Here is a 21,829-nt window from a genome sequence, read left to right on the forward strand (position 1 = left end):
GTTCTACGCTGATTTATCTTGATTTTGATTTTATTCGCGCAAAGACGCAAAGTCGCTAAGTTTCATTGAATCCTTCTATATAGGTCTTTCTTATGAAAACTACACCCTAGCCCCGATAGTCCCGAAGCCTCGGGAGAAAATCCTTTTGCGTTTTTCTTAAAAAGCAACAAAAGATTGAAAGGAATAGCTCTGATTTAAACTAAATCTCAATTTTAAATTCATAGTTCTCACTTATATTGCTATTTGAAATCACTCCTTATATATAGGTATAATAAAAAACCCGACAGATTTTAAAAACCTGTCGGGTTTGCTATATCTAAAGTATAACAATTGGGATTTTGAATTTATACTGTAGCTTCGCAAATGAAATTAAAAACCTATTTATTCAACAATATTAGAGCTGGTCACATAAAAATTTTTATCTACTTCAACTTTTCGTTCATCGCTGGTTGTTTTCTCAGATTTCCATTCAGTTGTTGGTTTTAACCAAATTTCCTGACCATTTAAAATTACTTTAACCGGCATATCAAATTTTGCCACACAATTTGTCCAATGATATCCTAAAGTCCCATTTTTAAAGATATATTCAAAAACCGGAATTTGAGTTGTCGTTAAATATTGTGCAAAAACCCTATTAAAATTAATACCTGATTGCGTGTTAATATAATCCTCAATTTGTTTAGATGTAACTGTTTGATGATAAAAAGTACTATTTAAACCTCTTAAAATCGACTTCCATTTTGCATCGTCATTAATTATCTGACGCATCATGTGAAGCATATTGGCACCTTTTGGATACATATCTCCTGATCCTTCGTTGTTTACATCATAATTTCCGATGATTGGTTTGTCATTATGTATGATTTTTCTGCATCCAATTACATATTCTGCTCCAGCTTCTTTTCCGTAGTAATATTCAAGAAAAAGACTTTCAGAATAATTGGTAAAACTCTCGTGAATCCACATATCTGCGATATCCTTATAAGTAATATTGTTAGCAAACCATTCGTGTCCGGATTCATGGATAATGATAAAATCAAATTTTAATCCCCAGCCAGTTCCACTTAAATCACGACCTAAATAGCCGTTTTTAAAACCGTTTCCGTACGTTACGCTGCTTTGATGTTCCATTCCTAAATATGGCGCTTCGACTAGTTTGTAACTATCTTCGTAAAAAGGGTAAGGTCCAAACCAGTTTTCAAATGCCTTTAGCATTCTTGGCACATCTTTAAACTGTTCTTTGGCAATCGCCAGATTATCACTTAAAACGTAATAATTACAATCTAAATCTCCTTTTTCTCCTTTATACTTCTCTGAAAAATTAACGTAATCACCAATATTAATATTGACACCATAATTATTAATTGGGTTTGAAACATACCAATTAAAAGTTTTTGTTCCGTCTTTTTCTTTTTGGACGTTTTGTAATCTTCCGTTAGAAACATCGGTTAAATTTCCCGGAACATTCACCGAAATCAACATATTTTCTACTTCGTCATACATATGATCTTTGTTTGGCCACCAAATACTGGCACCTAAACCCTGACAAGATGAAGCAATAAAGTCATTTCCGTTTTTATCTTTTTTCCATGTAATTCCGCCGTCCCATGGTGGTTTAATCGCTTCCTTAGGTTTTCCTCCAAATGATATTATGATTTCTTTAGTGTCTCCAACTTTTTGTTTTTCAGTTAATTGAATAAAAAAAGCATTTCCGTCTCTTTCAAATTTCAATTCTTTTCCGTCTTGAGTCACTTTAAAAATCTGCATTGGTTCCTGCAAATCAATTTGCATCTTATTATTTTCAGTTAAAACAGTATAACGAACTGTATTTGAACCAACAATAGTTTTTTCCTTTGGATTTACTTTTACATCTAAATGATAATATTTTAAATCCCACCAGGCTCTTTCTTTTGTAATGCTTCCGCGTAAAGAATCCTGATGTGTAAAAACTGTTTCTGACTTATTCAAAAGTCCCTGCGCATTGGAGGTAAAACCAAACAAAAAGGCGATAAAGACGCCACCAAAGTATTTTTTCATACGAAGTATATATTTTTCTTTAATCAAAATAAAAGGCATTTCAACTAACTTTAACTTCCAACAAATGTAAACATTCGAATCAAATTTTAATTCATTTTACAATCTCTAATCATAAAATTCAATGTTTAATCATTTATTCTTTCTTATTTTAGCCAATCAAATTTCATTTATTTCTCTTATGAAAATTAGTACCATCATCGTCTTTCTAAGTTTTATATATCCAATAATACATTATTCACAAAGCATTCCCATCTATAAAACAAATGAAATCATTATTATCGATGGAAATTTATCAGATTGGAAAACGCCTTTCTTTGGTCCGTTCGTGATTCATAATTCGGGAGAAAAAGCTACTCAAAATACATTTGTTTCACTTTCGTGGAATGACGAAAACCTATATATCGCATATCGTTCCACCGATTCTAAGATAGTAGGGAAAGCTCAGAAAGAAGATTCTTCCATTTTTACTACAGATGATTTAGTAGAAATTTTTATTGATCCCGATGGTGATGGTCAGAATTATATCGAAATTGGAGTAAATTCTTTTTCATCCAATTATGATATGTTGCTTAAATGTATTTCGCCTGTTTGCGGAGGTTGGAATACAACAATGACTTTTGATGTTTCAGAATTAGAAGCGCAAAGCAGAATAACTTCTGAAGGTTTTAATACTGAAATCAAGATTCCGTTTTCAAGTTTAGAAACCATTAAAAATGGCAATTTTACTAAACCAAAAACAGGTGCAAAATGGAGAGGGAATACTTTTAGAATCGATTACGGTAACACAACAGAATATCTTGCTTTACAACCTTATAAGAGTAGGAAATTTGGATTTCATCAACCGGAAGAATTTGCTGTTTTTGAGTTTATGGAATAGTGATGAAATGGCACACAAATGACACGGATTCGCTAAGCGAAAACGCGGATTTAAACAGATTTTTTTATTTTTTGTTTTACATATATGTCAGACTGAGCGAAGTCGAAGTCACGTTTGCTGAATCACTTTGCGGGACTTCAACTTGGCTCAGTCTGACAAGATTGTAGTAAAATATAAAATTTACTTCTGACGTTTCTTCAAAATATCAACAACATCATTCAATTGAAAACCTTTTGCCTGTAATAAAATTAAATAGTGAAATAATAAATCAGCACTTTCGCTCAGGAATAAATCATCGTTATCATCTTTTGCTTCGATAACCACTTCTATGGCTTCTTCACCAACTTTTTGAGCAATTTTATTAATTCCTTTTTCGAATAATGAAGCTACATAACTTTTCTCTGAATCGGCATTTTCTCTACGAACTTTGATAGTATTTTCAAGATTTGATAGAAAACCATAATTTTCCTTGTTTTCCTCTTGCCAGCAAGTATCTGCGCCAGTATGACAAGTTGGTCCAACAGGTTTTGCCTGAATTAAAAGTGTATCGCCATCGCAATCATTTTTAATATCTACAAGATTCAAAAAGTTGCCACTCTCCTCGCCTTTTGTCCAAAGTCTTTGTTTTGAACGGCTAAAAAAAGTTACTTTCTGAGTTTCTATTGTTTTTTGAAGCGATTCTTCGTTCATATATCCCAACATCAGAACGTTTTTTGTTTCCGAATCCTGTATAATTGCCGGAATCAATCCGTCTGCGCTTTTTGTGAAATCTACGTTCATATTTTTAGTCTAAAGTTTAAAAGTTGAAAGTCTTAAAGATAAAACTAGATTCGAACTTCTATATTGTTATTTTTTAATTCCTGTTTCAACGTTTTTATTTCAATTTCCTTAAAGTGAAAAACACTCGCAGCCAATGCAGCATCAGCTTTCCCTACCTTAAATGAATCTACAAAATGCTGAATATTTCCTGCGCCACCCGAAGCAATTATCGGAATATTAATTAATTGAGACAATTTTGCCAAAGCTTCGTTTGCAAAACCGTTTTTAGTTCCGTCGTTATCCATCGAAGTAAATAAAATTTCTCCTGCTCCGCGTTCAGCAACTTCAACAGCCCAATCGAATAGATTTAATTCTGTTGGCACTTTTCCGCCAACTAAATGTACAATCCATTGTCCGTCAATTTGTTTCGCATCGATCGCAACCACAACACATTGACTTCCGAATTTCTCTGCCAAATCATTAATCAATTGCGGATTTTTTACTGCCGATGAATTGATTGAAACTTTATCAGCTCCATTATTCAACAGAATTTCAACATCTTCAACAGACGAAATTCCGCCGCCAACCGTAAACGGAATATTGATTTTCTCTGCAACACTTCGCACCATATTAACTAACGTTTTACGACGTTCTTCGGTAGCTGAAATATCAAGAAAAACCAATTCATCTGCGCCTTCAGCCGAATAAATTTCTGCGAATTCAACAGGATCTCCCGCGTCACGCAAGTCCATAAAATTAATACCTTTTACGGTTCTTCCGTTTTTTATATCCAAACAAGGAATAATTCTTTTTGCTAGCATTTTTTTTAATGTGTTAATGAGAAAATTAGATAATTCAGCGCAATGCAAAATCATCTAATTTTTTGCCTATTCAAATACAGGACTTAAAAACGTCCTCTCGTAACTTATAATACATCTTGTGTCTTCTGCAAGTTTAAAAGCTTCTACACATTCCAGATCGTCTTTTGAAAACATTGCTTTACGATAATTTTCATAATCAGCAAAACTTGGAAAAGAAAACAGTGCGTATGCAATATTATTCGCTCCTTCAGATGGCATAAAATAACCGTGATGCTGTCCTCCCAAACGATTTACGATTTTAATCCATCTCTTACCGTAATCTTCAAAAACCTCTAGTTGATAAGGATCTATTGTGTATTTTAAGTGACAAGTTATCATAATTTTATTTTTTAATGAGATGCTTTTCAGTTGTTCCACAGAGCTTCGCGAAGATTTTCACAGAGGTTCACAAAGATTTTTTTAGCGAATCTTTGTGCTTTACTTTGTGCATCTTTGCGAAATTATCTATTTATTTAAAATATAATTTTCAAGTTGCTTTAATGTTATTCTTCCTTCGTAAATTGCTTTTCCAATAATAGTTCCTTCGCAACCTAATTCGGCTAATTTTGGCAACTCATCAAAAGTTGAAATTCCTCCGGAAGCAATTAATTTAATCTCGACTCCACTCGATTTGAAATTACATTCTTTTAATATTTTATCATACAAATCAAAACTCGGACCTTCAAGCATTCCGTCTTTTGCAATATCAGTGCAAATAACGTATTGAATTCCTTTGATTTGATAATCTTGAATAAACGGAATCAGATCTTCATCTGAATTTTCTAACCAACCTGAAATAGCCACTTTTTCGTCTTTTACATCAGCGCCTAAAATGATTTTATCTGATCCATATTCCGAAATCCATTTTTCGAAAATTGTTCTGTTTTTAACCGCAATACTTCCGCCAGTAATTTGATTCGCACCGCTTTCAAAAGCAATTTTCAAATCATCATCTGATTTTAAGCCTCCTCCAAAATCAATTTTCAAACTAGTTTGCGTCGCAATTTGCTCTAATATTTTATAATTGACAATTTTACTCGATTTTGCACCATCAAGATCTACTAAATGCAAATATTCGATTCCGTGTGCTTCGAAGGATTTCGCTACTTCAAGCGGATTTTCGTTATAAATTATTTTAGTGTCATAATCACCTTTTGATAAACGGACACATTTTCCGTCAATGATATCTATAGCTGGTATTATTCTCATGTTTTGTTATTTTAGATTTCTGATTTTAGATTTAGATTCTAAAAATTGAAATTGATTTTTGATATTGCAATTAATATTGATTTTCGCAATTGGAATTTGGAATTTATTCTTTGGAATTTAATTTAAGAAAGTTCTCTAATATTTTTTCCCCAACAGCTCCGCTTTTTTCAGGGTGAAATTGAGTTCCGTAAAAATTATTTTTCTGCAAAGCCGATGCATATTCTAATTCATAATTCGTTGTAGCAATGGCTTCATCGCAATATGGGGCGTAAAAACTATGTACCAAATACATGAATTCATTTTCAGAAATCCCTTTAAACAAATCCGATTTTAAATCATAAATCTGATTCCATCCCATTTGTGGCACTTTTACTTTTGACGTAAATTTAATTACATCAACATCAAAAATCCCCAAACCCTTCGTATTTCCTTCTTCAGATGAATTACACATCAATTGCATTCCAAGGCAAATACCTAAAACCGGTTGTTTCAAATCTGGAATCAAACTATCCAAACCGCTTTCTTTCAGCTTTTTCATAGCATAACTTGCCTCTCCAACCCCCGGGAAAATCACTTTATCAGCCGCCAGAATTTCTTCGGGATTATTACTCAAAACAGCTTTAAAACCAAGTCTTTCAATAGCAAACATAATGCTTTGAATATTTCCTGCTCCGTAATTTATAATTACTATTTTCATTTTAATTATTTAATGTGTTTCAAATTTATTTAGTTCACATTTATATTTCATAGCACAATAAATCTCAAACAAATACATTTCTTCATCATTTGAAATTGGAATAAATGCAATTTTTTGTTTTAAAAGTAAATCCTTGACACGAGTTGCATAATTAAAATCAAATTCTTTACGTGTTTTAGTATATTCTTCCCTTACTTCTAATTTATACAATAATTTTGCGATATTATATGCAAGTGAAGCACTATGATGATTATGACCTTTTAAATGCTGAATTGTTCTTCCAATTACGCCTTTAGAAATTCCAACATAAAAAGGTATATCATTATGAATATAGATATACAAACCTTTAAAATCTTTCTTTTGTTTCTCTGATTTTGTAAAATTATTTTCAAACCATTTTTCGTCAATAATATTATCTTCAATCATTTTTTTGTGGCACTTGATTTTCCCATATCCTTATCAAAATATTTTTTGATTTCAAAAGATTTCTCAATGGGATTATATTTTTCTAATATTAATTCAAAATTTTCTATTAATTCTGAGAAACTAAGATTATGTTGTCTTGGATTTGTAACAAGTTTTAATAGTTCATTTTCTATCTCTTTTTCCATTTTTAAATTATTTCTTTTTATCAAAAAAATCAGTAACAATATTTTTTTAAAGGATTCCCTTTGTTGAAGGCAAAATCATTTTCTCCGTATCTCTTTTCACCGCAACTTTTATTGCTTTAGCGAAAGCTTTAAAAATCGCTTCAATTTTGTGGTGTTCATTTGTTCCTTCTGCTTTTATGTTGATATTCGCTTTTGCACCGTCGGAGAACGATTTAAAGAAATGATAAAACATCTCTGTTGGCATTTTCCCCACCATTTCACGTTTAAATTCCGTTTCCCAAACCAGCCAGTTTCTTCCACCAAAATCAATCGCAACCTGCGCTAAACAATCGTCCATCGGCAAGCAGAATCCGTAACGCTCGATTCCTAATTTATTTCCTAATGCTTTGGCAAAAACTTCGCCCAAAGCAATTGCAGTATCTTCAATCGTATGATGTTCATCAACTTCAAGATCACCTTTTACTAAAATCTCTAAATCCATTTGACCGTGACGCGCAATTTGATCTAACATATGATCAAAAAAAGCGATTCCGGTTTCGATTTTACTTTTTCCGGTTCCGTCAAGATTTAAATCGATAAAAATATCTGTTTCATTGGTTTTACGCGTAATTGACGCCGAACGTGCTTTAAGTTTCAAAAACTCATAAATTCTCTTCCAACTTGTTGTCTGTAAGATAATTGTATCGTTCAATTCTTCACGTTTCGACGAAATTTCATTACTTCCAATTCCGTCCGTCATATTCATGAAAATGGCTTTTGCTCCCAGGTTTTTCGCTAATTCAACATCTGTCAAACGATCTCCTAAAACAAAAGAATTCTCCAAATCATATTCCGGATTGTTCAAATACTTCGTCAACATTCCCGTTCTCGGTTTGCGTGTTGGCGCATTATCGTCTGGAAATGATCTGTCTACAAAAATATCATCAAACAAAACACCTTCATTTTCAAAGGCTTTTAAAATGAAATTCTGCGTTGGCCAAAACGTATCTTCCGGAAAACTATCCGTTCCAAGCCCGTCCTGATTCGTTACCATCGCCAATTCGTAATCTAATTCATTGGCAATTTTAGCCAAATATTGAAAAGCTTTTGGATAAAATTCTACTTTCTCCAAAGCATCTAACTGATAATTTTCAGGTTCTAAAACAATCGTTCCGTCACGATCAATAAAAAGTACTTTTTTCATTTTACATTTCTTATATTATTAATGATTTCAGAATAAAATTATAGGCATTTTACATCTTCCTTCATTTTTTCTATTTTCTTTTTTGCATCTTCCCCTGTGATTTCTTTACAATAAATTTTATAACCAAAAATTCCATTATCTAAAAAAAACTGAACATAAGTTGGTTTGTTTTCTTGAACCTTAATTTCGCAGTTTTCAACCTTTTCATTAATCTTTAATCCTCCAAACAAAACATAACATTCATGCTTTCCTTCAGAAACTTCATGAATCGAATATTTTTTATTACCTAATCTACAAACCAGTTCACCGTCAATATATGTTTTAAAAGAAGTGCCAGATCCTACAAAACCAGTTGATCTTAAAAAATATACCTTAGCTTTTTTTGGAATACTTACGTTATCTTGCGCACTCATTAATGCAGTAATACTCAAAAAAGTTACAATTAAAATTTTATTTAGTTTTAATATTATCATTTCAAAATTTCTATTCATTTAGTTTTAATAAAATATCCTTCAATTTATCATTTTCCTCTGGAATTCCAATCGTAAAACGAAGGCAGTTTTTGCATAAAGGCTGTGTTGTTCTGTTGCGAATTACGATTCCTTTTGCGATTAATTGATCGTATCTTTTATTGGCATCATCTACTTTTACCAAGATAAAATTCGCTTCGGTTGGATATATTTTCTCCACAAAACTAACATCAAGTAAAACTTTAAGTAATTCCTCTCTTTGCTCAATGATAGAAGCTATTTCCTGTTTTATTTTATCTGAATCATTCAAACGAACAATCGCTCTTTGCTGCGTTAATTCGTTTACATTATAAGGAGGTTTTATTTTATTCAAAACCGAAATTACAGCCTCAGAACCATAACAAATTCCTAAACGAATTCCGGCCAAACCATATGCTTTTGAAAGCGTTTGTGTAATCACCAAATTCGGATATTCATCGATTTCTGTCAACCAGCTTTCTTTGTCTGAAAAGTCAATATAAGCTTCATCAATTACAACCAAACCTTTAAAGTTCTGAAGTAATTTTACCACACTTTCATCCGAAAAAGAATTTCCAGTTGGATTATTTGGCGAACATAAAAAGATGATTTTTGTATTGTCATCAACTGTGTCAAGAATCTTTTCTACTTGCGGTTGAAAATCATGCGAAAGTAAAACTTCTCTGTTTTCAACTGCGTTGATATTCGCCAGAACGCTGTACATTCCGTACGTTGGCGGTAACGAAATAATATTGTCGGTTTTTGGTTCACAGAAAGCCCTGAAAAGCAAATCCAACACTTCGTCACTTCCGTTTCCTAATAAAATCTGACTTGATTTTACGTTATTATTTTTCGCCAGAATTGCTTTAACGGAAGTCTGTTGCGGGTCTGGATAACGATTCACACCATTTTGAAACGGATTTTCATTGGCATCCAAAAAAATCATTTCGGCAGTATCAAAATCTTCAAACTCATCGCGCGCAGACGAATAAGGTTTTAATGATTTTACGTTTTCTCGTATTATGTTATTTATATTAAAGTCCATCTTTTTTAATTTTACTCCTGCAAGGTTCCAAAACCTTGTAGGTATGATTATTATAACTTAAAAAAATCAAACTTATAGTCCGATTTAATATAAACCTACAAGGTTTTAGAAACCTTGCAGGACTCGAGACGAAGCGTCACAGCATTTTTATGCGCTTGTAAACCTTCGGCTTCAGCCATAATTTCAATCGCTTTTCCTATATTTTGAATTCCTTTTTCTGTTATTTTCTGAAACGTCATCGATTTCATGAAACTATCCAGATTTACACCGCTGTAATTTTTGGCATATCCGTTTGTTGGTAATGTATGATTTGTTCCGGAAGCATAATCACCGGCACTTTCCGGAGTATAATTTCCAATAAAAACCGAACCTGCATTTACAATTCCGTTGCAATAAAAATCATCAAATTCTGAACAGATTATAAAGTGTTCCGGACCGTATTCGTTGATTAAATCCAAAGCAATCTGATCGCTTTCAACATAAATTAATTTGGAATTTTCAATGGCTTTTTTGGCAATTTCTTTTCGCGGAAGCTCTTCAATTTGAATTTGAATTTCTTTTTCAACGGCATCAATTAGTTTTTTTGAAGTCGAAACTAAAATTACCTGACTGTCTGTTCCGTGTTCTGCCTGAGACAACAAATCTGAAGCTACAAACGCCGGAACTGCCGTATCATCAGCCACAACCAACAATTCTGAAGGTCCTGCCGGCATATCAATTGCAACGCCAAACTGAGTTGCCAATTGTTTTGCCACGGTTACAAACTGATTTCCAGGTCCGAAGATTTTATATACTTTTGGGATCGATTGAGTTCCAAATGTCATTCCGGCAATTGCCTGGATTCCGCCCACTTTTAAGATTTTTGTTACGCCGCATAAATTGGCAGCATATAAAATTGCCGGATTTATTTTTCCGGTTTTATCCGGCGGCGAACATAATACTATTTCTTTACATCCGGCAATTTCAGCGGGAACGGCCAACATTAAAACAGTTGAAAACAAAGGCGCAGTTCCGCCCGGAATATATAATCCAATTTTTTGAATTGGTCTTTTTTCCTGCCAGCAGTTTACGCCTTCGACAGTTTCAACCGAAATTTTATCTGTTTTTTGAGCGGTGTGGAATTTTAAAATATTGTCTTTTGCTAACTGAATCGCTTCTTTTAATTCGGTTGAAATTGAATTTACGGCTTCCTGAATTTCATTTGGTGAAACTTCGTAATTCTCTAAAGCAATTCCGTCAAAGATTGAAGTGTATTTTGCAACGGCTTCGTCTCCTTTTTTCTGAACTTCTTTAAAGATTTCTTTTACCGTAACTTCGATATCATCGATTGTTTTGGTTGGTCTTTTTAATATTTCTGACCAGGTATCTGGTTTTGGATTGTCTATTTTATTCATAATTATATTATTTAATAAATTCCAATTTTTTAAAATTCCAAATTCCAAACGCTATGTGTTTTTTAACCGCAAAGAGCGCAAGGTTTTTTATCTATTCTTTGTTTTGAAAAGCACAAAGTTCGCAAAGCTGTTGCCTATAGTTTACTAATGATGCTTTTAACACAGAGTTCACTAAGTTTTTTTTATTATTTTTTGAGCTTAAAATCACAGAGTTCACAAAGCTGTTGTCGAGGTTTGGAATTTGGAATTTTATTTTTTATTGGAATTTCATTTTCAGTTGGAATTTCATTTTCAGTTGGAATTTGGAATTTTTAAATTGGAATTTCTTTCCCTTTATAGTACCATTTTCTCAATTGAGCAAACTAGAATTCCTTCGGCTCCGGCTTCTTTTAGTTTGTCTATTACATCCCAAAAAGTATCTTTGTCAATTACAGAGTGTACGCTGCTCCAGCCTTCCTGAGCTAATGGCAAAACTGTTAAACTGCGTAAAACTGGTAAAATTTTTCCAATTGCATCGATTTTATCATTCGGAACGTTCATCAAAATATATTTTGAATTTCGTGCTCTTAAAACTGCCTGAATCCTGAACTTTAATGTATCGATATGTTTTTGAATTTCCGGTGAAACTTTTGGGGAAACTGCGAGAACCGCTTCACTTTTCAGTATCACTTCTACTTCACGTAAATTATTTTTGAATAAAGTACTTCCACTTGAAACGATGTCTACAATTGCATCGGCAAGCCCAATATTTGGGGCGATTTCTACAGAACCTGAAATTTGGTGAATATCAACTTTTAATCCAAAAGAATTGAAATATTCGTTTACTGTATTTGGGTAAGAAGTTGCGATGCGTAAACCCGCTAAATCCTGAATAGAATTGTATTCGAAAGTTTTAGGCACGGCAACTGAAACTTTGCATTTCGAAAATCCAAGCTTTTGAATTACTTCAATATGTTTTCCTTTTTCTACTAAAAGATTATCTCCCACAATCGCCAGATCTACAACTCCGTCAATTAAATATTGTGGAATATCTGAATTTCTAAGATATAAAACTTCTAAAGGAAAATTTGAAGCTTCGGCTTTTAGCTGATCGTTTCCGTTGTTGATCGAAATACCACAATCTCTTAGAATTTGAATGCTGTCTTCGTTTAAACGACCTGATTTTTGAATTGCAATTTTTAACGTACTCATTTTTTTAGTTTTTACTGAATTAATATTTTGAGTACAAAGAATAGGAATTAAAAAACCCGTTTGATGTACTCAAACGGGTTTTAAAATATGATGATTTACATGCATACCATTAACACATCGCCTGAGAGCAATTATGAAAATGATGATGATGTAATTGAATAGAAATCATGACTTGGTTGTTTTATAATTCTTTGATTCGGTTGCAAATATAGTAGTTAATTTCATAAAAATGCTATTTTTAATTTAACTTAACGATAGTTTATTGTTAAAAAAAACTGAAGCATTTGTTTCCATAGGATTTTTTAAATTCACTATAACGTTTGCATCTTTTCGTTAAAACTTAAAGTTACAGTTGTCCCTACTTCTATTTCGCTTTCAATTTTGAACTTAATATGAAGCAATTCTGTAATTCTTTTCACAATAGATAATCCTAATCCATTCCCCTTAATTTCAGGATGATCCGTTGAGTTAGATCTAAAAAAAGGATTAGAAATCGACTCTAAATCGTGCTTTGCAATTCCGATTCCGTTATCAGAAATTTTACAGATAATTTTATCATTTTGTCTGGAAAGTAAAACATTTACTTCTCCATCTTTATTAGTGTATTTAATTGCGTTAGAAATAATATTTCTAAGAATTGTAATGACTAAAAAATGATCTGATTCAATATAATAATCTTCCTGCGCATCGAATTTTATCTTAATATTTTGATTGGTTATTTTCTCTGAATTTAACGTCAGAACATCTAAAATCAATGAATTTAAATAAACCGATTCGCTATTAATATTCTCTTTTTGATTTTCAAACCTCGCCATTAAAAGCAGCTGATCTACTAACATATTAAGATGATCTACTTCTTTTACGCAATAATTTATCTTTTCTTCATATTCCTTATTATCACGAGGTTTACGAATTAAAACCTCAAGAGTTCCTTTAATAACCGTTAAAGGCGTACGTAATTCGTGAGAAGCATCTGATGTGAATTGTTTTTCACGTTCTATTGCGTCTTCTATTCGGTTTAAAAGATTGTTTATTGTTTGTGAAAGTGTGTATAATTCATCTTTGGTTTTGGGCAGCGGAATACGCGTTTTTAAATTGTCTTTTGTAATAATTTTCGAAGTATTGATAATCGCATTTATGGGTTTTATACTTCTGCCTGCAAAAAAACGCGCTATAAAAAACAATAATAATAGGATTCCCAAAAATGACAAACACATGATATCAAACAAATTATCTAAAACCATTGTAGAATCGGCCAAAGACATTGCGACAATCACATATCCTATTTTTTTATCTTTAATATGAAGCGGAACCTGAATTTGCCTGATAGCGTGATCGCCCATTTTTGTATCAAATAGCTCAAAATCCTGTACGGAATCATTAAATTCAAGAGTTTCGGTTTTAAGATTTGGCGCTTTTTCGGTAATTTTTTTATTTATATCTAAAAATTCTACAAAAACGGGATTTACATCTACTGTATTATGTTCTCTTTCATTCCATTCTTCTGCATCTATAAGGATTACTTTTCCATTAATTTCTTTAATTTCTGCAAGATGATTCTGAATTTCAACGTTAATTTTTTCGTCAATATGGCTGTAAACGGTGTGTTTTACAATGGAATAAATTACCGAAAACACCGCTAAAATCAACAATCCTGTAGTGATAATATAATTTAATGCGATTCTGTTTTTAAAGGAAAGCTGTGCCATTTATAAGTCGTTAGCGATATAACCAATACCGCGAATTGTTTTAATATAATCTTCTTCAATTTTTAAATTGAGTTTTTTTCTGATCGCATTCATAAAAACATCAATTACGCCGGTATCATATTCAAAATTAATCTCCCAAACATCTTTCAAAATCTGGTTTCGGGTACAAACTTTTCCTTTGTTTTTAATTAAATAGGTTAACAATTCAAATTCACGTTGTGTAAGCGATACTTCTTCATCGTTTTTGAAAACAACATGTTTCGATAAATCAATTTTGATGGTTCCTAAAGTGAGGATTTCTAATCCTTTTTGATTTCTAAAATGAATTTTTATTCTTTCTACCAGTTCTTCAAAACTAAAAGGTTTTTTGATATAATCATTTGCTCCTGCCTTTAATCCTTCTATAGTTTCCTGCACGGTATCTTTTGCAGTCAAAAAAATAATTGGCGTTGTTTGATCCTTAACCCTGATGGCTTTACATAAATCTAATCCATTAATTTTAGGAAGCATCCAGTCTAATAAAATCAAGTCAAATTTTTGATTCTGAATTAATTCAAAACCTTTTGAGCCGTCATTTGCAGTGGTAATTTGATATCCTTCTTCCTGCAAACCTTGTTGTAAAAACTGAATAATACCTAACTCATCTTCAACTATTAATATGTGCATTTAATTACAGAATTATGATTAAACTATGAAATTTTAATGACCAAAGATAAAAATTTTGAACTCAGAAAATTCTTAAAAGCATATTAATAGGAGAAAAATTCTTATCTTAAGGGAATATTAAGTCAAAGTTAAGTAAGGTTATAGTGTAACTTAATCCAGAACTAATCTATTGAGTTTAGTTTTGTAAAAAAAAATAAACAGATGAATTTTTATAAGAAACTATCCCCATTTTACAATCTTGCTCTATTCTATTTCGCTGTAAGCTTTATTTTGCGAATAGTCTTGTTTTTTCATCCTATTACGCAAAGTTCGTTTACAATTATTGAAAGTCTGAAAATATTTGCTCTGGGACTTGTTTCAGATTTTTTTGTTTTTGTAGTGGCAAGTGTCTTTTTGTGGCTGTATTTAATTTTTATTTCAAATTCTAAATACAATAAACCATACGGATATATTATTCTGGGCTTTTTTGTTGTTCTCTTTCTATATGTTGCGTCAGGAAAAAGTATTCTTGACGAATATGGAGGTGCTTTACCCAAAATTGTTTTGATTTTTATCGGAATTAAAACGGCTCTTTTTGCACTTTTACTTTTTGTTCCAAAATTAAGGGACAAAATCAGATATTGGTTATTTGCTTTTGTGCTGTTTTTATATGTTTTATTGATTTTACAAAACGGATTAAGTGAATATTTTTTCTGGAACGAATTTGGCGTTAAATACAATTTTATTGCAGTTAATTATTTGATTTATACTAATGAAGTTATAGGAAACATTATGCAGTCTTATCCGGTTATCCCGATATTTTCTGCTTTGTTTTTAATAACGGCAATTGTTACTTATTTTATACTAAAAAGATCCAGAAACTATATTGATAATATTCCGAATATAACTGAGAAATTAAAAATTACTGCTCTTTATATTGGTTTGTTTATTGTGTCTATAATTGCGATTCCAACTATAGCAAAAACAGAAAATTCTAAAAATGTTTTTGTGAATGAATTGCAGGCTAACGGATTGTATAAATTTTATCTTGCTTTTGAAAATAACAAACTTGATTATTTTAAGTTTTACAAAACGCTTTCTGATAAAAAAGCTTTTGCACTTTTAAAAGAACAATTACCTACTATTAATGGTGAAACCACAACCCGAAAAATAACTAGCGATTCTACAGAAAACCATAAAAATGTGGTTTTGATTACTATCGAAAGTTATAGTGCCGAGTTTATGAAAACGTACGGAAACGAGCAAAACATTACACCTTTCTTAGATAGTTTAAAACAGAAAAGTTTAGAATTTACTAATCTGTATGCAGCCGGAAACAGAACTGTTCGTGGCCTTGAAGCCGTAACTTTATGTTTGCCGCCAACTGCTGGTGAAAGTGTTGTAAAAAGAGAAGACAATAAAAATAAATTTTCAACAGGAGCGCTTTTTAAACAAAGAGGTTATAACGTGAAATTCATGTATGGCGGAGATGCGTTTTTTGATAATATGCAGGATTTCTATTCCGGAAATGGCTATGAAATTGTAGATAAATCCAGCTTTTCTCCTGATGAAATTACGTTTTCTAATGTTTGGGGAGTTTGTGATGAAGATATGTACAATAAAGCGATTAAAGTGATGAATGCTGAAGCGAAGGAAAACAAACCTTTCTTTAATCATATTATGACGGTGAGTAATCACAGGCCTTTTACATACCCAAATAATAAAATTGATATTCCGGGTGATATTAAATCTCGTGATGGCGGTGTAAAATATACGGATTACGCATTGCGAAAATTCTTTGAAATGGCGAGTAAACAACCTTGGTTTAAAAATACTGTTTTTGTGATTGTTGCAGATCATTGTGCTTCAAGCGCTGGAAAAACAGAACTTCCTTTAGATAAATACAGGATTCCGGGTTTTATTTATGATCCTACAGCGAAACCGGTTAAATACAATCAGTTGATGTCGCAAATTGATTTGATGCCTACGCTTTTTGGATTGTTGCATTTTAGTTATGAAAGCAAATTCTTTGGACAGGATGTTTTGAAACCTGATTATAAACCGAGAGCTTTTATTGCCACTTATCAGGATTTAGGTTTGATAAAAGATAATGTTTTGACGGTTTTATCGCCTAAACAACAAGTAAAACAGTTTGATTTGAAGATTAATTCTAAACCTGGAATTGCTCCGGAATATCAAATTGATTTTAATGAAATCCCTTTGAAAACAGAAAGAACTGATTTAGTAAATGAAACGATTTCTTTTTATCAAACGGCTTCCGATATGTTGAAACATAAGAAATATCAACATTAAATTCCAATTTTATAAATTCCAAATTCCAAAAGTTTGAGTGCATAGGTTTTGGGTAAGTTTTGAAATGGCGCACGGATGACTCAGATTTAAACGGATTTGACGCGGATTTTTATTTTCCTTGTCTATTTTCTATTATCTATTTTCTATTGTCTCTTTTCTTGCTTCTAATATCTTGTCTCTTTTGTTGTCTCTTGCTTCTTTCTTCTTATCAAGCTTTGTGAATGCTTAGTTTGAAAAAAGATTTATAAAATGATAAGTTGTTATAAAAACTGGTGTTTTAGCCCTGATGGAAGCGGTATCCTTTTATTTTTTCTTTAAAAAAATAAAAGATTTAGCTGATCCCGAAGCTTCGGGAGAAGTAGCTCCAAATTCTAAATATTTAAATCCCTATACTTTTAAGGAAAAATAAAAGCCTCAAATTCAACTGAATCTGAGGCTTTTATTATTTTAGTCTGTAACTGTAAACTGAGACTGAAAGCTTTTTTAGTCGTTCTGATTTCTCATTCCGAAAAGATCTCCTTGCTGGAACATTTTCTGATCGTCTTTTAAAGCCTGGTAGTTTCTTTGTGTAACTGCCGGCGCATCAAGATCGCTTAAATCTGGTTTTCCTGCATTCACCCACGCAGTATACCAAAAACTTGCTGTTGCTGTAATGGCTTTTCTCATTTGGCTTTCAACCATTCCGTTTAATTGCTGGTGTAGTTTCTTTGCATATTCATCAGAGAAAACGGCTGTATTGTATTTGCTTTTCAATACTTTTCCGTCAGCATCCATTTTATAAACCTGATTTTCAGGAGTTGATGTTCTTAGCTTTTTATCAATGTCTAGTAATGGCTGCGCTAAACTGTGTGTATTGTTTATCATGTTCCAGATTTCTTTGTGAACATCTTCATAATAAACTGCCTGCGGAACATTTAACTTGTAATTTTTAGCGAATAACTCAGGAAGTTTGCTTTCCCAAAGTGAGTGAATCCCTTTTTGATCGCTTAATTGTCCGTCGTGATTGGCAGAAGTATGCAGCGGCATGTGCGCATCACCAACATAATGACCTAAATCTGCTGCAAGAAACAGGATTTCGGCTCTGTTTTTGTCTTTAAATGCTTTTGTTAGTTTTACCATCATATCTTCAATGTACCACGGTAAAATACCATTATCATTCAAGAATTTAGCGTCGTATTTTTTCTTTGCTGCTTCCATAGATTGTGGAATACTGTCTACAGCTCCAAAATTTTCCATGTCAAAATAATGTCTTGGGTTTTCGTCTTTATAGTTTAAAGCATATTTACGAATGTCCGGAACTGATGCTTCTTGTGTGATAAAATCAATGTGATTGTAAAAAAACACTTGTATTGATTGAGGTAAAGCCATAACTGCGGCTTTATTGATGCGTTCGTGACCAACGATTCCCCATGATAGTGTCAAAAATCCAATAGCTAATACGAATAGGGCGATTAGTCTTGGTTTCATTTTAAAGTTTTTCATTTTTGTATTTTATTTGAACTGCAAATTTATTTTTTTTATATATAATTCAAAAGAATACCTGAAAAGATTATGTTAATTTAATTTCGTATAAATTTTAAACGATATTAGTGATATTTGTTCATATTGAAAGTTTCTTTTGTAAATTCGTGCTGTTTTTTTATTCTAAATTCTAAAAATATGCGCCTAATCCGTTTTTGTATTGTCTTTTTATTTTTTTCTTCAATTTGTTCGGCACAAGATGATATCATCCAACTAAAGAATGTTAGCGATACAATCTTAAATACCAAAAGAACTTTAAAGGTATCCGATCCTTTTGATGCTGTAAAAACAATGCAGAAATTGTTTCCCGGCAAATTATATAAATTAGATGATCGTAATACTTTTATAAGCTGGAATTGTAAAAAGTGTAAATCAACTCCGTACAATGACGTAAATGGTGTTGAGGGCGATCAGGATTTTCCTTACGAAAGAGGTGTTGCAACAAGAATACTTGAAAATATTGCATACACAGATTCAAAAGGAAATCAGTTTAAATTATTGCTTTTTAATCATTCTGTTTATGATGAAGACGGCTTGCAAACCAGTAGATTTTCTGGTGGTCTTGTTGGTGTAGCGAAGTTTGCTAAAAATGATAAAGTTTGGGAAATGAGATCATTTCAGCCTGCAATTGCTGCTTTTGGCGCTTTTGCTCAGGCTCCAACTCCAAAATTAATAGAAATTGGTGAGGATCAATATGCGTTTACAATGATTCACGCAAACGGCGGCGCGGGCGCTCCTTATAGTGCCTATCTATATTTAATTGTTGGTTTTGATGGAAAATACCAGCCTTTAATGGAAGTTGCTGATTACCGACTTTCAAATAATGGCGAAGGAAGCACATCGTGGTCAAGTACTTACAATGTTGTAAATGATGGAAAGAAAAAGTTTTTCAGAGATTTTACCATTACAACCACAGGTTTTTATCGTAAACCAAAAGGCACTGAAGATGACTACGAAGTAGATTTACCAAAGGAAGTAAGCGAAATGGCGAAGACGAAAAAGCAATTTAATTTTGTAATTGAAAAGCGGCTTTCCTTTAGCGGAAAATGGTATAAAATTGTTGGCAAACCTGTTGTGAAATTTTCTAACGTAAAATAATCTAAACTTTATACTTTTAATTGAGATATACAATTGAAGCCAAACCTAAAGCCGCAATAAATATCCAGAGAATAACTCCTTGTAATAAAGGCTTTACTCCTACTGATTTTAAAGTGTTTATATTTAAAGTTGCACCTATTAAAAATAAAGTTATCGTTAAGCCAATTTTAGCAACAGTAACAAAATACGGTGCAACAATTGCCGTTGAAGGAACATACGAATTTAAAAGCATTGCGAGGATAAACAAACCTATAAAATAAGGAATCTTGATTTTTTGGGATTTGTTTTTGAAAATTACTGCCGTTAAAAGTGAAATTGGAATGATCCATAATGCTCTGGCTAATTTTACGGTTGTAGCAATTTGCAAAGCTTCGGCTCCGTATTTATTGGCGGCGCCAACTACTGAACTTGTGTCGTGAATGGAAATTGCGCACCACAATCCAAATTCTTTTTGGGACAAATCAAGCTGATGTCCTATGAACGGGAAAACAAATAATGCTATCGAATTAAGAATAAAAATTACTCCTAATGCAATTGATGTCTGATTTTCGTTTGATTTAATTAGGGGAGAAATTGCTGCAATCGCACTTCCGCCACAAATTGCGGTTCCGCATGAAATTAAATGGGATGTTTTTTTGTCGGTTTTTAACCATTTTCCTAAAAATGTTCCTAAGATTAAAGTGCTGAAAATTGAGAATATCGTTAGTAAAAAGCCTTCTTTTCCTGCCAAAATTGCCGCTGTAGCGTTCATCCCGAAACCTAAACCTATAACTGAAAATTGTAATAAATAAGTTATGGCGATCGCATTAAATTCTACAAAAGGATTTCCAAAAACATTGACTATTACTATACCCAATAATAAAGCGATTGGCGGAGAAATGATTGAAAATAAACACAATGCGATTATTAAAGCAAATATTGCTTGTTGTGCATAAAGATTAATCTGTAATAAATGTGCTGATGTTTGTTGTTGCGTTTTCAAAATAAGGAGTTTGATATTTCCTTACAAAGATCTGCCGTTTATACGATAATCGCCAATTGTAAATTACAATCGACTATAACGCTAAGTTATAGTAAGAAGAAATATTTTGGATAAAAAGCTCCGATAACGAATCTGATTTTCCTAATAATGTGATGATGTAAAAGTATCTTTCGATTGATAAATTTGCTACATCTAAAACTATTAATTCGTTATTTTTTAGTTCTTTATCTACTGCATGGATTGACATAAAGGCAAAACAATCAGAATTTAACAAATATGATTTTATACTTTCTGTAGATCCTAATTGCATTTCGATTTGCAAATCGGTAATTTTTATATCTACTTGTTTTAAAGCAAATTCTATAACTTCAAGTGTTCCTGATCCGCGTTCACGAGTTATGAATTTCATTAATTTTAGGTCTTCTAATGAAATTTCGCTTTGCTTTAAGAAAGGATTTTTGGTATTACAAACTAAAACCAATTCGTCTTTTAAAAACGGAATGTATTTAATGGACTGATTTTTAGATTGTCCTTCAACAATTCCAATTTCGATTTCTTTGTTGATTAAAGCATTTTCGATTTGTTCGGTATTTCCGTTGAGCAAATTGACTTTGATTTCTTTTTGCTTTTGATGAAAACGTGCCAAAACAGGAGAAATAATATATTGCGAAATTGTTGTACTTGCCCCTAATCTCAATAATCCCTGACGTTCGTTGATAAACGAACTCATATCAAAGTCGATTTCACGATAAATCTCGAAAATGTTTTTAGTATGTTTTAAGAGAATTTCCCCTGCCGAAGTTAAGGCAATTTTTGAACCGTTTCGTTCAAAAAGTTTGGTTTTATAGGTTTCTTCCAGTTCCTGAATGTGTTTAGAAACCGCTGGCTGTGAAATGTATAATTCTGTTGCCGCCTTTGTAAAGTTTAAGCGGAGTGCAACGGTGTAAAAAACTTTTAGCCTGAAATCCATATTTTTATTATTTTAAAGAAACACTAATTTCACTGATTTACACGAATTTAATATGTAGTCCCTACGGTACAAATTTAAATTGGGATATTTATTTCTACCAACATTTAACTCCTAACGGAGTAATAGTAGAGAAATTGCATCGTTAATATTATCAAGAATAACTCGTAACGGAGAAATAGTAGAAAAATTTACAATGAATGCATTATCAATTTATATATTCAAACGAGTATTTATATTTTT

21 protein-coding genes are annotated in these 21,829 nt (G+C 32.2%); 3 read left to right on the forward strand and 18 right to left on the reverse strand.

The features are described 5' to 3' along the window. Positions 1 to 381: 381 nt before the first annotated feature. Positions 382 to 2,037: a M1 family metallopeptidase gene (locus ACHZDT_RS23415; protein ID WP_394777112.1), complete on the reverse strand. Its 1,656-nt coding sequence runs from the start codon at positions 2,035 to 2,037 to the stop codon at positions 382 to 384. 178 nt (positions 2,038 to 2,215) lie between these two features. On the opposite strand from ACHZDT_RS23415, the gene ACHZDT_RS23420 reads away from it, so the two are divergent. Beyond that, the gene (locus tag ACHZDT_RS23420; protein WP_394777113.1) at positions 2,216 to 2,914 is read left to right on the forward strand and encodes a carbohydrate-binding family 9-like protein; all 699 of its coding nucleotides are present in this window, start codon (positions 2,216 to 2,218) and stop codon (positions 2,912 to 2,914) included. Positions 2,915 to 3,094: 180 nt separating this feature from the next. Here the strand turns inward: ACHZDT_RS23420 and hisIE are convergent, their stop codons facing one another. The 14 genes from hisIE to ACHZDT_RS23490 form a co-directional block, all read right to left on the reverse strand. Next, positions 3,095 to 3,694, reverse strand: coding sequence for a bifunctional phosphoribosyl-AMP cyclohydrolase/phosphoribosyl-ATP diphosphatase HisIE (hisIE, locus tag ACHZDT_RS23425; protein WP_394777114.1), 600 nt, complete (start codon positions 3,692 to 3,694; stop codon positions 3,095 to 3,097). Between the two features lie 44 nt (positions 3,695 to 3,738). After that, positions 3,739 to 4,494, reverse strand: a complete 756-nt coding sequence (hisF, locus tag ACHZDT_RS23430) for an imidazole glycerol phosphate synthase subunit HisF (protein ID WP_394777115.1) — start codon at positions 4,492 to 4,494, stop codon at positions 3,739 to 3,741. Positions 4,495 to 4,560: 66 nt separating this feature from the next. Further along, positions 4,561 to 4,872 carry an NIPSNAP family protein gene (locus ACHZDT_RS23435; protein WP_394777116.1) on the reverse strand — a complete coding sequence of 104 codons (312 nt, stop codon included), beginning with the start codon at positions 4,870 to 4,872 and terminating at the stop codon, positions 4,561 to 4,563. A 126-nt stretch (positions 4,873 to 4,998) separates the two neighbouring features. Then, entirely contained in the window at positions 4,999 to 5,742 is a 744-nt protein-coding gene (gene hisA / locus ACHZDT_RS23440) for a 1-(5-phosphoribosyl)-5-[(5-phosphoribosylamino)methylideneamino]imidazole-4-carboxamide isomerase (RefSeq protein WP_394777117.1), read from the reverse strand. A gap of 103 nt (positions 5,743 to 5,845) precedes the next feature. Further along, positions 5,846 to 6,439 (reverse strand): imidazole glycerol phosphate synthase subunit HisH, encoded by a 594-nt coding sequence (gene hisH, locus ACHZDT_RS23445; RefSeq protein ID WP_394777118.1) that lies wholly within the window; start codon positions 6,437 to 6,439, stop codon positions 5,846 to 5,848. Between the two features lie 9 nt (positions 6,440 to 6,448). Next, positions 6,449 to 6,865, reverse strand: a complete 417-nt coding sequence (locus ACHZDT_RS23450; RefSeq protein ID WP_394777119.1) for a hypothetical protein — start codon at positions 6,863 to 6,865, stop codon at positions 6,449 to 6,451. Next, positions 6,862 to 7,050, reverse strand: a complete 189-nt coding sequence (locus tag ACHZDT_RS23455; RefSeq protein ID WP_394777120.1) for a hypothetical protein — start codon at positions 7,048 to 7,050, stop codon at positions 6,862 to 6,864. Before ACHZDT_RS23455 ends, ACHZDT_RS23450 begins: the two co-directional genes overlap by 4 nt. Before the next feature lie 46 nt (positions 7,051 to 7,096). Beyond that, positions 7,097 to 8,233 (reverse strand): bifunctional histidinol-phosphatase/imidazoleglycerol-phosphate dehydratase HisB, encoded by a 1,137-nt coding sequence (hisB, locus tag ACHZDT_RS23460; protein ID WP_394777121.1) that lies wholly within the window; start codon positions 8,231 to 8,233, stop codon positions 7,097 to 7,099. Positions 8,234 to 8,271: 38 nt separating this feature from the next. After that, positions 8,272 to 8,724, reverse strand: coding sequence for a hypothetical protein (locus tag ACHZDT_RS23465; protein ID WP_394777122.1), 453 nt, complete (start codon positions 8,722 to 8,724; stop codon positions 8,272 to 8,274). After that, entirely contained in the window at positions 8,717 to 9,766 is a 1,050-nt protein-coding gene (gene hisC / locus ACHZDT_RS23470) for a histidinol-phosphate transaminase (RefSeq protein WP_394777123.1), read from the reverse strand. The genes ACHZDT_RS23465 and hisC overlap by 8 nt, the downstream gene beginning before the upstream one ends. A gap of 95 nt (positions 9,767 to 9,861) precedes the next feature. Next, positions 9,862 to 11,160 (reverse strand): histidinol dehydrogenase, encoded by a 1,299-nt coding sequence (gene hisD, locus ACHZDT_RS23475; protein ID WP_394777124.1) that lies wholly within the window; start codon positions 11,158 to 11,160, stop codon positions 9,862 to 9,864. Between the two features lie 333 nt (positions 11,161 to 11,493). Then, positions 11,494 to 12,351 carry an ATP phosphoribosyltransferase gene (gene hisG, locus ACHZDT_RS23480; RefSeq protein ID WP_394777125.1) on the reverse strand — a complete coding sequence of 286 codons (858 nt, stop codon included), beginning with the start codon at positions 12,349 to 12,351 and terminating at the stop codon, positions 11,494 to 11,496. A gap of 311 nt (positions 12,352 to 12,662) precedes the next feature. Further along, complete coding sequence (locus ACHZDT_RS23485) at positions 12,663 to 14,060, reverse strand: sensor histidine kinase (protein WP_394777126.1); 1,398 nt, start codon at positions 14,058 to 14,060, stop codon at positions 12,663 to 12,665. Next, the gene (locus tag ACHZDT_RS23490; protein WP_394777127.1) at positions 14,061 to 14,726 is read right to left on the reverse strand and encodes a response regulator transcription factor; all 666 of its coding nucleotides are present in this window, start codon (positions 14,724 to 14,726) and stop codon (positions 14,061 to 14,063) included. A 201-nt stretch (positions 14,727 to 14,927) separates the two neighbouring features. Here ACHZDT_RS23490 and ACHZDT_RS23495 point away from each other — a divergent pair, with 201 nt between their 5' ends. Then, positions 14,928 to 17,018, forward strand: coding sequence for an LTA synthase family protein (locus tag ACHZDT_RS23495; RefSeq protein ID WP_394777128.1), 2,091 nt, complete (start codon positions 14,928 to 14,930; stop codon positions 17,016 to 17,018). Positions 17,019 to 17,501: 483 nt separating this feature from the next. Here ACHZDT_RS23495 and ACHZDT_RS23500 read toward each other — a convergent pair whose 3' ends face one another. Beyond that, positions 17,502 to 18,500 carry a zinc dependent phospholipase C family protein gene (locus ACHZDT_RS23500; RefSeq protein ID WP_394777129.1) on the reverse strand — a complete coding sequence of 333 codons (999 nt, stop codon included), beginning with the start codon at positions 18,498 to 18,500 and terminating at the stop codon, positions 17,502 to 17,504. A gap of 330 nt (positions 18,501 to 18,830) precedes the next feature. Here ACHZDT_RS23500 and ACHZDT_RS23505 point away from each other — a divergent pair, with 330 nt between their 5' ends. Then, positions 18,831 to 19,637, forward strand: a complete 807-nt coding sequence (locus ACHZDT_RS23505) for a hypothetical protein (RefSeq protein ID WP_394777130.1) — start codon at positions 18,831 to 18,833, stop codon at positions 19,635 to 19,637. Between the two features lie 16 nt (positions 19,638 to 19,653). On the opposite strand, the gene ACHZDT_RS23510 is transcribed toward ACHZDT_RS23505, so the two are convergent. Both ACHZDT_RS23510 and ACHZDT_RS23515 read right to left on the reverse strand, forming a co-directional pair. Beyond that, positions 19,654 to 20,619 (reverse strand): YeiH family protein, encoded by a 966-nt coding sequence (locus tag ACHZDT_RS23510; protein WP_394777131.1) that lies wholly within the window; start codon positions 20,617 to 20,619, stop codon positions 19,654 to 19,656. Positions 20,620 to 20,692: 73 nt separating this feature from the next. Next, positions 20,693 to 21,589 (reverse strand): LysR family transcriptional regulator, encoded by an 897-nt coding sequence (locus ACHZDT_RS23515; RefSeq protein ID WP_394777132.1) that lies wholly within the window; start codon positions 21,587 to 21,589, stop codon positions 20,693 to 20,695. Positions 21,590 to 21,829: the final 240 nt, after the last annotated feature.

This window comes from Flavobacterium sp., from assembly GCF_043722275.1.
Taxonomy (GTDB): Bacteria; Bacteroidota; Bacteroidia; order Flavobacteriales; family Flavobacteriaceae; genus Flavobacterium.

What these genes read in the sequence shown, in the direction of transcription:
- ACHZDT_RS23415 (WP_394777112.1), bottom strand. Translation starts at nt 2,037, where the DNA reads ATGAAAAAATACTTTGGTGGCGTCTTTATCGCCTTTTTGTTTGGTTTT.
- ACHZDT_RS23420 (WP_394777113.1), top strand. Translation starts at nt 2,216, where the DNA reads ATGAAAATTAGTACCATCATCGTCTTTCTAAGTTTTATATATCCAATA.
- hisIE (WP_394777114.1), bottom strand. Translation starts at nt 3,694, where the DNA reads ATGAACGTAGATTTCACAAAAAGCGCAGACGGATTGATTCCGGCAATT.
- hisF (WP_394777115.1), bottom strand. Translation starts at nt 4,494, where the DNA reads ATGCTAGCAAAAAGAATTATTCCTTGTTTGGATATAAAAAACGGAAGA.
- ACHZDT_RS23435 (WP_394777116.1), bottom strand. Translation starts at nt 4,872, where the DNA reads ATGATAACTTGTCACTTAAAATACACAATAGATCCTTATCAACTAGAG.
- hisA (WP_394777117.1), bottom strand. Translation starts at nt 5,742, where the DNA reads ATGAGAATAATACCAGCTATAGATATCATTGACGGAAAATGTGTCCGT.
- hisH (WP_394777118.1), bottom strand. Translation starts at nt 6,439, where the DNA reads ATGAAAATAGTAATTATAAATTACGGAGCAGGAAATATTCAAAGCATT.
- ACHZDT_RS23450 (WP_394777119.1), bottom strand. Translation starts at nt 6,865, where the DNA reads ATGATTGAAGATAATATTATTGACGAAAAATGGTTTGAAAATAATTTT.
- ACHZDT_RS23455 (WP_394777120.1), bottom strand. Translation starts at nt 7,050, where the DNA reads ATGGAAAAAGAGATAGAAAATGAACTATTAAAACTTGTTACAAATCCA.
- hisB (WP_394777121.1), bottom strand. Translation starts at nt 8,233, where the DNA reads ATGAAAAAAGTACTTTTTATTGATCGTGACGGAACGATTGTTTTAGAA.
- ACHZDT_RS23465 (WP_394777122.1), bottom strand. Translation starts at nt 8,724, where the DNA reads ATGAATAGAAATTTTGAAATGATAATATTAAAACTAAATAAAATTTTA.
- hisC (WP_394777123.1), bottom strand. Translation starts at nt 9,766, where the DNA reads ATGGACTTTAATATAAATAACATAATACGAGAAAACGTAAAATCATTA.
- hisD (WP_394777124.1), bottom strand. Translation starts at nt 11,160, where the DNA reads ATGAATAAAATAGACAATCCAAAACCAGATACCTGGTCAGAAATATTA.
- hisG (WP_394777125.1), bottom strand. Translation starts at nt 12,351, where the DNA reads ATGAGTACGTTAAAAATTGCAATTCAAAAATCAGGTCGTTTAAACGAA.
- ACHZDT_RS23485 (WP_394777126.1), bottom strand. Translation starts at nt 14,060, where the DNA reads ATGGCACAGCTTTCCTTTAAAAACAGAATCGCATTAAATTATATTATC.
- ACHZDT_RS23490 (WP_394777127.1), bottom strand. Translation starts at nt 14,726, where the DNA reads ATGCACATATTAATAGTTGAAGATGAGTTAGGTATTATTCAGTTTTTA.
- ACHZDT_RS23495 (WP_394777128.1), top strand. Translation starts at nt 14,928, where the DNA reads ATGAATTTTTATAAGAAACTATCCCCATTTTACAATCTTGCTCTATTC.
- ACHZDT_RS23500 (WP_394777129.1), bottom strand. Translation starts at nt 18,500, where the DNA reads ATGAAAAACTTTAAAATGAAACCAAGACTAATCGCCCTATTCGTATTA.
- ACHZDT_RS23505 (WP_394777130.1), top strand. Translation starts at nt 18,831, where the DNA reads ATGCAGAAATTGTTTCCCGGCAAATTATATAAATTAGATGATCGTAAT.
- ACHZDT_RS23515 (WP_394777132.1), bottom strand. Translation starts at nt 21,589, where the DNA reads ATGGATTTCAGGCTAAAAGTTTTTTACACCGTTGCACTCCGCTTAAAC.